The organism is Roseicella frigidaeris (genome assembly GCF_003258945.1).
Taxonomy (GTDB): Bacteria; Pseudomonadota; Alphaproteobacteria; order Acetobacterales; family Acetobacteraceae; genus Paracraurococcus; species Paracraurococcus frigidaeris.
Map to the genome: position 1 here is coordinate 162,616 of NZ_QLIX01000007.1, position 12,737 is coordinate 175,352.

The 12,737-nt window shown below is 73.6% G+C and carries 12 protein-coding genes; 3 read left to right on the forward strand and 9 right to left on the reverse strand.

Annotated features, from left to right (window positions below; all coding sequences use genetic code 11):
- Positions 1-10: 10 nt before the first annotated feature.
- The 5 genes from DOO78_RS12085 to DOO78_RS12105 form a co-directional block, all read right to left on the reverse strand.
- Positions 11-253: a hypothetical protein gene (locus DOO78_RS12085; protein WP_111470016.1), complete on the reverse strand. Its 243-nt coding sequence runs from the start codon at positions 251-253 to the stop codon at positions 11-13.
- Between the two features lie 505 nt (positions 254-758).
- Positions 759-1,331 carry a hypothetical protein gene (locus DOO78_RS12090; RefSeq protein WP_111470017.1) on the reverse strand — a complete coding sequence of 191 codons (573 nt, stop codon included), beginning with the start codon at positions 1,329-1,331 and terminating at the stop codon, positions 759-761.
- Between the two features lie 83 nt (positions 1,332-1,414).
- The gene (locus DOO78_RS12095; RefSeq protein ID WP_111470018.1) at positions 1,415-1,762 is read right to left on the reverse strand and encodes a hypothetical protein; all 348 of its coding nucleotides are present in this window, start codon (positions 1,760-1,762) and stop codon (positions 1,415-1,417) included.
- A gap of 291 nt (positions 1,763-2,053) precedes the next feature.
- The gene (locus tag DOO78_RS12100; RefSeq protein ID WP_111470019.1) at positions 2,054-2,488 is read right to left on the reverse strand and encodes a hypothetical protein; all 435 of its coding nucleotides are present in this window, start codon (positions 2,486-2,488) and stop codon (positions 2,054-2,056) included.
- Between the two features lie 68 nt (positions 2,489-2,556).
- A complete protein-coding gene (locus tag DOO78_RS12105; RefSeq protein WP_111470020.1) occupies positions 2,557-3,174 on the reverse strand; it encodes a hypothetical protein in 618 nt (205 codons plus the stop codon).
- A gap of 337 nt (positions 3,175-3,511) precedes the next feature.
- On the opposite strand from DOO78_RS12105, the gene DOO78_RS12110 reads away from it, so the two are divergent.
- Complete coding sequence (locus tag DOO78_RS12110; protein WP_128080044.1) at positions 3,512-5,041, forward strand: DUF4384 domain-containing protein; 1,530 nt, start codon at positions 3,512-3,514, stop codon at positions 5,039-5,041.
- Between the two features lie 29 nt (positions 5,042-5,070).
- Entirely contained in the window at positions 5,071-7,587 is a 2,517-nt protein-coding gene (locus tag DOO78_RS12115) for an SUMF1/EgtB/PvdO family nonheme iron enzyme (RefSeq protein ID WP_165838859.1), read from the forward strand.
- A gap of 93 nt (positions 7,588-7,680) precedes the next feature.
- Here DOO78_RS12115 and DOO78_RS12120 read toward each other — a convergent pair whose 3' ends face one another.
- On the reverse strand, positions 7,681-8,220 hold the full coding sequence (locus tag DOO78_RS12120) for a DUF4399 domain-containing protein (RefSeq protein WP_111470023.1): 540 nt from the start codon (positions 8,218-8,220) through the stop codon (positions 7,681-7,683).
- 14 nt (positions 8,221-8,234) lie between these two features.
- Positions 8,235-8,594 (reverse strand): DUF4399 domain-containing protein, encoded by a 360-nt coding sequence (locus DOO78_RS12125; RefSeq protein ID WP_243634519.1) that lies wholly within the window; start codon positions 8,592-8,594, stop codon positions 8,235-8,237.
- Positions 8,595-8,889: 295 nt separating this feature from the next.
- On the opposite strand from DOO78_RS12125, the gene DOO78_RS12130 reads away from it, so the two are divergent.
- The gene (locus tag DOO78_RS12130) at positions 8,890-10,035 is read left to right on the forward strand and encodes a DUF4384 domain-containing protein (RefSeq protein WP_128080045.1); all 1,146 of its coding nucleotides are present in this window, start codon (positions 8,890-8,892) and stop codon (positions 10,033-10,035) included.
- Positions 10,036-10,048: 13 nt separating this feature from the next.
- Here the strand turns inward: DOO78_RS12130 and DOO78_RS12135 are convergent, their stop codons facing one another.
- Both DOO78_RS12135 and DOO78_RS12140 read right to left on the reverse strand, forming a co-directional pair.
- On the reverse strand, positions 10,049-11,590 hold the full coding sequence (locus DOO78_RS12135; protein WP_111470027.1) for an acyl-CoA carboxylase subunit beta: 1,542 nt from the start codon (positions 11,588-11,590) through the stop codon (positions 10,049-10,051).
- Positions 11,587-12,546, reverse strand: a complete 960-nt coding sequence (locus DOO78_RS12140) for a Bug family tripartite tricarboxylate transporter substrate binding protein (protein ID WP_165838861.1) — start codon at positions 12,544-12,546, stop codon at positions 11,587-11,589. Before DOO78_RS12140 ends, DOO78_RS12135 begins: the two co-directional genes overlap by 4 nt.
- Positions 12,547-12,737: the final 191 nt, after the last annotated feature.

Here is a 12,737-nt window from a genome sequence, read left to right on the forward strand (position 1 = left end):
CGCGGAGCCCTCAGCCACATGCGCGGCAGGTCGTCAGCCCGAGCGCCTCCCGTGCCGGCTCGACCCGGTAGCCGCACCGCAGGCAGTTCGCGCCCTCGTCCGTCGCCTCGAAGGGATCGGCGAAATCCTGCCCCCTCTCCTCCCCGATGCCCTCCCGGCGGCTGCCGCGCCGCGCCGGTGGGGCGGGCGGCGCGGATGGCGTCCAGGCGAGCCGGGCATGGATGGTGGGCTGCTCCGGGGCCGGCGGCGGCACGGCTGGCGGAACGGAGGCCGGTGGCGGTGGCGCCGACCGGGCGCGGAAGCCATCGGGCCAGCTCTCGGCCCGGAGCCTGCCCGTTGCCGGGCCCGCAGGCTCGGGCGCCGGCTCCCGGCCGGATCGGCGGAGATGGACGACCTCGACGATCCTGTCCTGCCCGGCGCCGGTGCCGCGCCGTGGCGCCCTGCCGCGGGTGTGGCGCCGTTCGCTGGACGGCTCCGGACCTGCCTGTGCATCCCAACCGGAGAAAACGCGATCTGCTTCCGACATGAGGTCCCATGATGACGGGCATTGCGCGGCCGTGATGCCGGATCAGCCCGCAAGGCGCAGTGGATATGGCCATGCGGCAGCCCTCCGCCAACGCATGCACGCCCGACCAGGGCGCGATTCGAAGGGTTAACGCTGCCGCTCGGGTAAAGTTTGCCGCCACGAGAACCGGGCGGCGGACTACAACCTCGCGGCGTCCCGTGCCGGTCGAAACCCCGTCACCACTCTCCCTGCGTCACCGGCCGCGGCCAGGGCTGCTCTGGACGATATTGCCATCTCCGTCGACGACGTTCACCGCCCCGCCGCCATTGCGCATCGAGCGCCCGCCGATGGTCGCCACCTGCTGCTGCGCGGTCGGGCCGCCCGCCGCCCCGGCGCCCTGGAGCTGCACGAGGTTGTTGCTGCCATTGGTCACCGCGACCGGCGCCTCGAAGCGGTTCACCACCCGGGTCCGCTGGTCGAGGATGATCTGGGTGAAGACCGGGTCCGGCGCCGGAGGGGGCGGCGGCTGGCGGCTGGCGGCGCGCGCCTGGCCGAAGCCGAAGCCCTCAAGATAGCCCCCGTCGCCGCGCAGCTTGGCGATCATCTCCTGGTGGCGCTGCCGCCGCTCGGCTGGCGTCGGCGTCACCTGCAGGTCACTCGCGGTGATGCCGGGGAAGGTGAAGGGCAGCGGCCGCGCCAGGCCCCGGGGACCGCCGGCGGCAAGGGCCTGCGGCGAGAGGCTGAGGCCGCCGCTGTCCTGCGCCAGACCCGGCGTTGCGGCGGCAAAGGCGGCGAGCAGCGCCAGCGCGGGGATGACGGGACGCATCGGGAGACTCCTTTCTCGGCACTGCCGGCAGGCTGCCCTGGCGACACGGCCGCCGCTGTGGCGCGGGCCACAGGCGGGCGCATTCAGTCCTCGAGATCGAGATCCAGCCGCTCGGTGCGCAGCCGCAGCTTGCCGGCCTCGCGATCGAGCTGCAGCCGCCCGGCCGCGCCCTGCCGCTCCAGCCAGAGGCGGCGGGCCGCGGGCTGCCCGGCCTGATCCGGCGCCCGGTTGCCGAATTCCTGGACGACATCGCCCTTGCCCGAGACGCAGACGGTGCGGCCATCGACGGTCTGGCAGCTCGTGCCGCCGGAGCCGGAACAGGTGACATTCCCGTTGACCGAGTGGCATTGCAGGGTCTCGGCCATCGCCGGCTGGCAGAGCGGGCCGGCACCGAGCAGCAGGAGGGAGGCAAGGCGGAGGGCGCGATGCATGATGGGCTCCTCGCTGGACCATGGTCAGGCCGGCCGTGCCGCGTGACCATGCACCAGTCCCTTGGTTTCCGGGCATCCTGACCGCCGCGCGTTTCCGCCCGGACGGGATCTGCTCCGGCGGCATCCGCCGGCGCGTGGCCGCCTGCCGCAATCCTCGCGGCGCGCCACCTGCGATGGGCGCCTCGCCCGGAGCGGGCCGCACGGGCCGGGGAGGATACCCCCAAAGGGAGATAACTCCCCGCCCGGCGGACCCGCCCCAGGGAAGCCCGGCGCCGCCGGACGGCCCCCGCCTCAGCGTCCCGTCTGGGCGAGGATCCGCTGCCCGGCCTGGCTGTTGCGGCCGGCAGCGAGGTTGACGCCGCGGGCCAGGGTGGTGGTGGCCAGCACCCCGCGCGTGCCGGCGGTCTCGATCGACTGCTCGGCGCGGGCGCGGGAGCCGACGGAGAGGTTGACCCCGACCGTCGCCTGGGTGCTGACCAGCGGCTTGCAGCCGCCGCTGGCATCGGTGCCGAGCTGCTGCCGGGCCTGCGATCCCGCACCGACGGCGCGGTTCACCCCGACGGTGACGCTGGTCTGGGACAGGCGGCAGCCGCTCCGGTCGAAGCTCTCGACCCGGTCGAGCACCGCATCCTGGCCCCGCAGCCGGACGCCGCCGTAGTCCTGCGCCCGGGCGGGCAGCACGGCGCAGAGGGCGAGCGCCGCGGCGGCAAGCGTGACACGCATCATGGTGCGAATCTCCTGGCTGTGCCTTTCACGGTCCCGGCGCCTGGGGTCAGGGCCGGGACCGGCGCGGCTCACTGTCCGCCGATGGTGACGACCTGCTGGTCTGCGAAGGATCCCTTGCCGATGGCGGCGTTGCGGTTGCTGCCGCCATAGACCTTGTCGAGGCTGCCGCGGCCGATCGCGCTGCCGCCCATGGTCAGCACCTGCTGCTGCGCGGTGCTGTTGCGGCCATAGGCGGCGTTCAGGTTCTGCCCGCCCAGCACCGAGCTCTGCGCCCCGCGCCCGACCGCCGTGCCGCCCAGCGTCGTCACCGACTGCCCGGCCAGGCTGTTCTGGCCACGGGCCAGGTTGGCGTTGTTGCCGCCCAGCACGTAGCTCGAGGCACCCCGCCCGATCGCCGTGCCGCCCACCGTGGTGCTGTCCTGCAGCGCCGCGCTGCCACGCCCGAGCGCCAGGTTGCCGTTGCCGCCGCCCTGCGTCATCACCCGGCCGCCAGCACGCGCCATGCCACCGATCGTCGTCGCGCTCTGCCCGGCGAAGCTGTCCCGCCCCACCGCCGCATTCGTGTTGCCGCCGCCCCGGGTGATGCTCACCCCGCCGCTCTGCAGCCCCTCGGCCTGCGCCGAACCGGCAAACGCACCAAGACCCGACAGCAGCGCCAGGGCAGCAGGGAGGATCATCTTGCGCATCTCAAAACTCCTTCTCTCGTCTCTCTCCAGGGCGCCAGCCCCTCCAGGAACCAGCGGTCGCTCTCGACACCCAGACCCTACAAACCAACCCAACCAACCTCTGTGAAACACACCACACCCAACCCCTCTTTCCGTTCCAAGCCATCCAGGCGCTTTTCGGCCCGTGCTGCTCAACCCCGCGCCACGTTCCGCGGCGTGTTCCATGTGGCCATTCCGCTCAACGAGAATTGCGTTCAGGCTGCGACGCAGTGCACAGCGCGGCACCCCTCCCCTGGTCCTTTCTGCTATCGGTTCCGGAGGCGACGCGGCTGGCCGCCGGGAGGAGCAGGAGCGAGCCATGGCGCGGATACGACGCAACCCGATGGGCAGACGATGGCGAGGCTTGGCCCTGGCCGCGCTGCTCGGCGCCTGCCATCCGCGCCCGGAGACCGGCTTCGACGCGCAGCAGCCGCGCACGGCCGCGGTGCGCAACATCGGCAGCTTCACCGAATCGCTGCGCTGCATGGACGATCTCTTCGCCGCGCAGGGCAAGCGCGACATCTACATCACCACCGCCGGCATCCCGGACGCGACCGGGCTGATCGCGGCCGGCACCAAGGAGATGTTCATCAGCGCGGTCTCGCGCATGTCGGCGAAGAGCGGCGCCTTCCGCTTCGTCGATTACGACATCACCCAGCTCGACGTGCAGATCCTCTCCGAGCTGGTCGGGCTGAACCAGGATTTCGTCGCCCCCAGCTACTATGTGCGCGGCGCCATCACCCAGCTCGACAGCAACGTCCTCGCCTCCTCGAAGAGCGCCGGCCTCTCCCTCGCCCGGCTCGATCTCGGCGTCTCCAGCGACCAGGTGGTCTCCGTCATCTCGATGGACCTCAACGTCGCCAAGCTGACGACGCGGCAGATCCTGCCCGGCATCTCGGCCAACAACTCCATCGCCGTGGTGCGCTCCGGCCGCGGCGCCGATGTCGGCGGCCTGATCGGCAAGGCGGGCCTCTCCTTCAGCGTCTCGCTCGACAAGTCCGAGGGCTTCGCCCAGGCGGTGCGCAACCTGGTCGAGCTCTCCGCCATCGAGGTGCTCGGCAAGCTCGCCCGCGTGCCCTACTGGGAATGCCTGGCGATCGAGCCGACCAACCCGGCCTTCCGCACCGAGGCGCGACAGTGGTTCGACCTGATGGGGCCGGCCGAGCGCCAGCGCTTCGTCGAGGCGGCGCTGGTCCGCGCCGGCTACGCCCCGGGGGGCGGCGACCTCTCGCCGGCGATCGCCCGCTACCAGGCGGACAACGACCTGGTGCCGAGCGGGCGGATGGATTTCGAGTTGTACTACCGGCTGCTCGCCAGCGATCCCGGCCGGGCCCGCGGCACGCGGGCCGCGGCCGCCCCGCCCCCGGCGGCCCCCGCCCCGCCGGTGCCGGTGGCCGAGCCCGCCGCGGCGCCGGCGACGCCGCCGCGCCTCGCGCTCACCACCGCCCGCGGCGCGCATCCCGCCTTCCGGGTGGGCGACGCCATGGTGCTGCAGGCACGACCGGTCGGCGACGCCTATCTCTACTGCTACTATCAGGACAGCAGCGGCGAGGTCTCCCGCATCTTCCCGAACCGCTTCCAGCCGGATGCGCTGGTCGCCGGTGGGCGCGCGGTGGAGGTGCCGCCCGCCGGCGGCGCCTTCACCATCCGCTTCGACCGGCCGGGCCGGGAGCAGGTGGCCTGCCTCGCCGCCGACCGCGAGGTCGGGCTGTTGCTCCCGGCCGCCCTCAAGCGGCAGGATCTCGAACCGCTGCCGCTCGGCAGCCTGGATGACGTGGCGGCACGGTTCCGCGGCATTGCCGGCGTCCGCGTCGAGGATGTCCGGCTCCCGATCGAGGTGACCCGATGAGGCACGGAGCACGCGACCGCCCACCCCTGATGCGGTGGGCCTGGCTGCTGATCATCCTGGTCGTGCCGGCTGTCCTGGCCCCGGCTCCCGGCCCGGCGCAGCCGGCGCCGCCGCCCGATCGCCGCATCGCGCTGGTGATCGGCACCGGCACCTATCAGAGCGCGCCGGCCCTGGCGAACCCGGTGAACGACGCACGGGCGATCGGCGAGGCGCTGCGGCGCCTCAATTTCGAGGTCGACGAGGTCTACGACCCGGATTTCCGCAAGCTCACCCGCGCGGTGCGCGAGTTCGGCGTCAAGGCGCAGAAGGCCGATGTGGCGGTGGTCTACTATGCCGGCCATGGCGTGCAGGTGGGGCGGGAGAACTACCTGCTGCCCGCCGATGCGCGGCTGGAGCGCGAGCGCGACCTGCTCTACGAGGCCCTGCCCCTGGAGCTGATCCTCGGCGAGGCCTCGCAGGCGCGCAAGATCGGCATCGTCCTGCTCGATGCCTGCCGCAACAACCCCTTCGTCGACCGCATGTCGCGCGCGATGACCATCGCCGGCCGCGGCTCCGCCTCGCCCGGCCTCGCCCGCGTCGACAACGTGCCGCGCAACACCATGGTGGTGATGGCGACCAAGGCCGACCAGATCGCCGAGGATGGCGGCGGCGACCACAGCCCCTTCGCCGAGGCGCTGCTGGCGCATTTCCAGATCCCCGGCCTCGAGCTCAGCCTGTTCTTCCGCAGCCTGCGCGACACGGTGCTGCGCGCGACCGGCAACCGGCAGGAGCCCTACATCTTCAGCTCGCTCGGCGCCGAGCCCTTCTATTTCTATCCGCGGCCGCCCAACCGGCCGCCGGCGCTGGCCGCCATCCCGCCGCTCGAGCTGCGCGACAGCGCCGGGCCGACGCCGCTGCCCATCGCCCGCCCGACCGACCCGGACCAGGACCCGCTCTCCGTCCGCATCACCGGCCTGCCCCGCTCGGGCGAGGTGCGGGTGGAGGGGCGCGCGGTCGCGCCCGGCGCAGTCTTCGCCGCCGACCGCTTCGCCGCCGCCACCTACAAGCCCGATGGCAGCGCCACCGGCCCGGTCGGCACGCTCGACATCCTGGTCGAGGACGGGCGCGGCGGCAGCGTCATGGGCAGCCTCGCCATCACCGTCCTGCCCTCCAACCGGCAGCCGCTGGTCGAGTCGCCGCGCAAGCTGCGCATCTTCACCGGCGGCCTCGAGATCGCCCGCCCCGAGGATCCGGACGGCGATGCGGTGACCGTGCTGGTCCGAGGCCTGCCGCGCGGCATCGTGCGCAACGGCGTCGCGGTGCTCCGCGGCGGCGAGCGGCTGCGGCCGGAGGAGCTGGCCGGGCTGGTCTACATCCCCGAGCCCGGCTTCACCGGCGCGGCGGGCAGCTTCGTCTACCAAGCCGAGGATGGCCGCGGCGGCAAGGCGGAGGGCACGCTCGAGATCGAGGTGATGGACGCCGCGGAGGCGGCGGCGCAGCTGGCCGAGACGGCGCTGTGGGAAAGGCTGCGCAGCACCGGCCGGGCCGAGGATGTCGACGCCTTCCTCCGGCTCTACCCGAATTCGCGCTTCGCGGCGGCGGCGCAGCGCCGGCTGGCCGAGTTGCGCGGCCCGACCCAGCCCGGGGCGGCGCCGCAGCTTGCCCTCGCCACGCCCGCCCCGCCGCGCCCTGCCGCGCCGGCCCCGGCCGCCGCGCCATCGGCCGCGCCCGAGCCCGTCCAGGCGGCGCCCCGCACCGGCGCCGACCGCATCGCCGGGTTGCAGACCCCACCGGTCCGCCCGGCGCCGGAGCCGCGCGCCATGCCGACGCCGCCCCCGGCCGCCGCAGCGGGCGGGAAGTATTTCCAGGACTGCCCGACCTGCCCCTGGATGGTGCGGCTGCCCGCCGGAACGCTGCAGATGGGCCATGGCGCCAGCGACGCCGCGGCAAGGCCGGTGCGCGCGGTGACGATCCGCGGCTTCGCGCTCGGGCAATTCCCGGTCACCGTCGCGGAATGGAAGGCCTGCGCCGCCCAGGGCGGCTGCGGCGCGCTGCCGCGCCTGGCCCTGGCCGAGGACAGCACGCCGCTGCACAACGTCAGCTGGGACGATGCGCAGCAATACCTCGCCTGGCTGTCCAAGGCGACCGGCCGCGCCTACCGGCTGCCGAGCGAGGCGGAATGGGAATACGCCGCCCGCGCCGGCACCCAGACGCGCTATTGGTGGGGCGACCAGCTCGGCGCCGGCCTGGCCAATTGCGCCGATTGCGGCGGCACGCAGGACCCGCGCGGGCCGATGCCGGTGGACAGCTTCCAGCCCAATGCCTTTGGCCTGCACGCCATGCTGGGCGGCGTGGCGCAATGGGTGCAGGATTGCTGGGTGCCGACCTACCAGGGCGCCCCGAATGACGGCTCGGCGCGCGAGCAGCGCAGCTGCATGCGGCGGGTGCTGCGCGGCGGCTCGTTCCGCTCCGGCCGCGACGAGATCCTGCCGGTGGCGCGCAATTTCTACGATGCGCCGGTGCGCTACCAGGCCAACGGCTTCCGCGTCGCGCGCAACCTCGACTGACCCCTTGGCGCCGGGCGCAAACCTCCGCAAGGCCGCGAACGGGCCTTGCGGAGAAGGGCCAGGCCGCTTCCCGGCGCGCCTCGCGCCCGCGCCCTACTGCGTCTCGCGCGCCGCGGCCTGCGGCCGGCCCGGCCGCACCGTGATGGTGATGCGCTTCGACATCACCGGCGGGTCCTGCGGCACGTGGTCCGCATCGCCCATCAGCAATTGCAGGGTATGCGTCCCGGGCGGCAGCTCCAGCATCGTCTCGGTCTGGCCGAGGCCGAAATGCAGATGGTTGCGGTCGTTCGGGATCGGCTTGTTCAGGTCCGGCAGGTCGACATCGACCAGCAGGTGGTGGTGGCCGGTATTCGCCTTGGTGACGCCCGCGGGGGCGACGCCGAAATTGCGCGTGCCGAACCAGACCTTGAAGCGGGTGCCATAGATCACCTGCCGGTCCTGCGGCCAGCCGATATAGACATAGGCGTCGGGCGGCGCGCTGCCGCGCTGCCGCGGCGCCTCGGCCGGCGGGGCGGCGGGAGCGGGAGCGGGGGCGGCGGCATCATGCGCATGGTCCGCCGGTTGGCCCTGGCTGCGCGCCGTGGCGGGAAGGGCGGCCGCGCCGAGCAGAAGGAGGCGTCGCGTGAAGGCCATGGCCTGTTTCCTCCTCAACCGCCGGGCGCCGGCAGGACGGTGACGGTGATCCGCTTGCTCATCAGCGGCGGATCGTGCGGCACATGGTTCTCGTCGCCGAGCAGCATCTGCAGCGTGTGCCGGCCCGGCGGCAGGTCGAGCCGCGCCTCGGTCTGGCCGAGGCCGAAATGCAGGTGGTTGCGGTCGTTCGGGATCGGCTTGTTCAGGTCCGGCAGGTCGACATCGATCAGCAGATGGTGGTGGCCGGTCATCGGCTTCTCGACGCCCGCCGGCGCGATGCCGCCCTCGCTCAGCCCCATGCGCACCCAGAAGCCGCCGCGCACCACCTGACCGTCGGCCGGCCAGATGATGTAGACTTTCGCAGTCTCCGGCATCGGGTGGCGCTGTGCCAGTGCCGTGGGTCCGGCCAGCAGCAAGGCGGTGCCGAGGCCGGCTCCCAACCCTGCCCCCAGCCTTGCGAGGAGTTGCGCGCGCGTCATCCTGGACATCCCCCTTCTGCCTGCGGCTCCCGGCGTGGCCCGCAACACTGCATGTTGCAACGGACTGCACGCCGCGGTGCCTGGGAATTCAAGGAAAGTTTGCGGGAACCTCGCGGCGGGCGCTGTGAAGCAGCTCACAGCACCCGAAGGCGGAACGGCGCAGGCTGCGCGGATGAGGAGATTGGCCATGATGCTGCGAAGGCTTCCGGCGATCGCCACGGCGCTGCTGCTCGGCTGGACCATGGCGGGCGCGGCGCGGGCGGCGGAGAGCGCGGTGCTGCTGGGCGCGACGGCGCCAGGCTATGCCCCCGGCATGGTGCTCGGCGCCAGCGACCGGCTGGCGGTGCCCGAAGGCGCCAGCGTCACGCTGCTGCTGCGCTCCGGGCAGATGCTGCGGCTGCGCGGCCCGCTCGAGACCGCGCTCGACCGTATCGAGCCGGTGCGGCCGGATGGCTCCGCCGCCGCCCTGGCCGAGGCCTTCCGCCTGCGCGGCATCGATGCCAGCGCCATCGGCGCGACGCGCGCCGCCGCCCTCGGCCGCCGCGCGCCGCGGCCGGCCGAGGTGGCGGTGGAGCTCGAACGCTCCGGCACCTGGTGCGTCGGCGGCGCCGACACCGTCTGGCTGGCGCGCCCCGCGACCGAGCCGGCGGAGCTTGGCCTGCGCCGCCGTGGCAATCTCCGCCGCATCGCCTGGCCCACCGGCGCGCCGCGCGTCGAATGGCCCGCCGACCTGCCGATCGAGGATGGCGACGCCTTCGAGGTGCTGGCGGATGGCCAGAAGCGGGCGACGCTCACCTTCCGCACCCTGCCGGCCGCGTCAGGCAGCGAGGGCGCGGAGATCGCCGAGGGCATGCTGCTTGGCTGCCGCGAACAGAACGAGGCGGCGCTGCGCCGCCTCGCCCGGGCCAGCCTCGCGCCCGAGCTCTGGCTGAGCACCGAGCGCGGCCGCGCGCCCATCTATGCGCCGGGCGAGCGGATCGGCCTGGTGGCGATGGCCGATGCCGATGGCTGGCTCTACTGCGTCTCGACCCGCGCCGATGGCAGCGCCGTCGCAGTCTTCCCGGCCGGGGCGACGGGCGGCGCGCGCCTGCCGGCCGGCCTGCCGGAGCGCCTGCCCGGCCCGCGCCAGGCGAACCCGCTGCAGGCCGGTCCGCGCGGGATGCAGGAGGTCTCCTGCTGGCTCGCCGACCGCGATATCGGGCCGGAGCTGCCGCATGCGCTGCTCGATGCCGCCGGCACGCGCCTGCCGGAGCGGCTGGCCGCCGACATCCCCGGCGCTTTCGCCGGCATCGGCGGCCGCATGGCGCGCGCCACGCTGTCGATCCGGGTGGAGTGAGGCCGACGGCGCCTCAGCAGGGTTCGATCAGACGCTTGCGGCCGGTGCGCGCCGGCGGCGCCGGCAGGCCCCGGAGCACCCGGGCGAGGGTCCCGCGCGTCTCGGCCGGGTCGATGACGTCGTCATAGGCGAAGCGGCCGGCGACCTCGAGCGCGGTGTTGTAGGCGCGCAGCTCCTCGGTGCGGCGGCGGTGCAGCATGGCGCGCTCGGCCGGGTCCTCCACCGCGGCGAGTTCCTGGCGGTGGATGATGCTGGCCGCGCCCTCCAGCCCCATGCCGCCGAACTCGGCGGTCGGCCAGGCGAGCAGGATGCTCGGATGCAGCGGCCGCGAGCCCATGATGTAGTAGCCGAGGCCATAGGCCTTGCGCAGCACCACGGTCAGCAGCGGGATGCTGGCATTGGCCAGCGCCGTCAGCATGCGGGCGCTGCGGCGGACGAGGCCGGTCTTCTCGATCTCCGGCCCCACCATCAGCCCCGGCGTGTCGCAGAGCACCAGCAGCGGGATGTCGAAGGCATCGCAGATCTGGATGAAGCGCGCCGCCTTGTCGGCCGCCGGCCCGTCGATGGCGCCGGCGAGGAACATCGGCTGGTTGGCGATGACGCCGACCGCCCGGCCCTCGATCCGCAGCAGCGCCGTCACCATGGCGCGGCCATGGCCGGCTTTCAGCTCCAGCACGCTGCCCCGGTCGGCGAGGCCCTGGATCACCTTGCGCACGTCATAGGCGCGCCGCGGGCTCTCCGGCACGATGTCCCGCAGCGCGGCCGGGTCGGGCGCCTCGCCCGGCGCGGCGGGCGGGCCGAAATAGCCGAGATACTGCCGCGCCGCCGCGATCGCCGCCGCCTCGTCCTCCACCACCAGGTCCACCGCGCCGGAGGCGGCATGCACGGCGGCCGGGCCGATCTCCTCCGGCGTCAGCTTCAGGCCGAGCGCCGCCTCGACCAGCGGCGGCCCGGCCATGCCCATGCAGGCCTCGCGCGTCGCGATCAGCAGGTCGCACATGCCGGCGAGGTTGGCGTGGCCGGCGAAGGCGCGGCCGGGGACGATGCCGATGGTCGGCACCAGGCCGGAGAGCCGCGCGAAGGTGACGAAGGTGGCGGAGGCGCCACGGCCCTCCACCTTCATGTCGTGCGGCCGCGCGCCGCCGCCATCCAGCCAGCAGACCACCGGCAGCCGGTGCTGCTCGGCATGCGCCAGCATGCGGCTGATCTTCGCATGGTTGTTGGCGCTCTGCGTGCCGGCATGGACGGTGTAGTCATAGGCCACGATGTCGACGGCGCGGCCGCCCATCTGCGCCATGCCCATGACGAGGCCATCGGCGGCGCCCGCCATGCCGGCCAGCGCCGGGCGCACCAGCCCGCCATATTCGACGAAGCTGTCGGGATCGGCGAGGCCGGCGATGGCCTCCCGCGCCGTCCAGCGGCCGCGCCGCCGCTGCTTCGCCACCGCCTCCGGCCGCGCCGCGTCGAGGATCGCCGCCCGCGCCTGCAACACCGCCTGCAACGCCGGACGCTGCCCGCCGCCCTCGCCATCCGCCATGCCGTCCCGCTCCGTCACTGCGCCCGGATATCCGCGGCCTGGATCACGCCGCGAAAGGTGGCGCGGTTCTCCTCCATCAGCGCGTTCAGCGCCGCCGAATCCGCGAAGCGCGGCACCAGCCCGTTCTCCATGAACTTCTCCCGCACCCGCGGCTCCTCCACCGCCTGCCGCACCGCCGCCTCCCACCGCCCGATGACGCTCTCCGGCAGGCCGCGCGGAGCGCAGAGGCCGAACCAGGCATAGGTCTCGAAGCCCGGCACGTCGCGGGCGATCAGCGGCACATCGGGGAAGAAGGTCTGCGCCAGCGGATCGCCGAGGCCGATCAGCCGCAGGCTGCCCTGGCGGATCTGCCCGATGGTGTCGCCGAGATTGGTGATGGTGAAGCCGATGCGCCCGCTGACGAGGTCGAGCAGCGCCGGCTGCGAGCCGCGATAGGGCACGTGCACCATGTCCGTGCCGGTCTTCTGCTTCAGCAGCTCGGTCGAGAGGTGCTGCACCGAGCCGATGCCGGGCGAGGCGTAGCCGATCTGCCCCGGCGCCTGCCGCGCGGCGGCGAGGATGTCGTTGACGCCGTGCCAGGGGCTGTCCGGCGACACCACCAGCCCGAAGGTGGTGCGGGCCATCATGGCGAGGCCGATCAGCTCCTTCGCCGGGTTCACCGGCAGGCGCAGGCCGGGCAGCTCGGTGACGATGGTCATGTTGCCGGTGGTGCAGAACAGCACGGTATGGCCGTCCGGCGCGCTTTTCGCCGCCGCCTCGGCCGCGACCAGGCCATTCGCCCCGGTGCGGTTCTCGACCACGACCGGCTGGCCGAACCGGGGCGAGACGGCCTCGGCCAGCAGCCGCGCCGCGATGTCGCCCGAGCCGCCCGGGGCGAAGCCGTAGAGCATGCGCACCGGGCGGTCCGGGAATTCCGCCCGCGCCAGGCCGCTCCAGAGCAGCCATGCCATGGCGATGCCGAAGACTGCCCGCATCGGCCCTTCCTCCCCCGCCCCGCCTTGCCATGGCGGGCCCTTCTGCCGCCATCCTGCCGGGGCGCGCCGGCGGCGCCAAGAGATACTTGCTAGTTGACCAGCAAAATACCTAGGCTTGCACAAGCGGCCGCCAGGGCAGATCGCGGTGGAACCGGGGCGCCGGAAGCGCAGCCCAGCCCCGCCATCGGCAC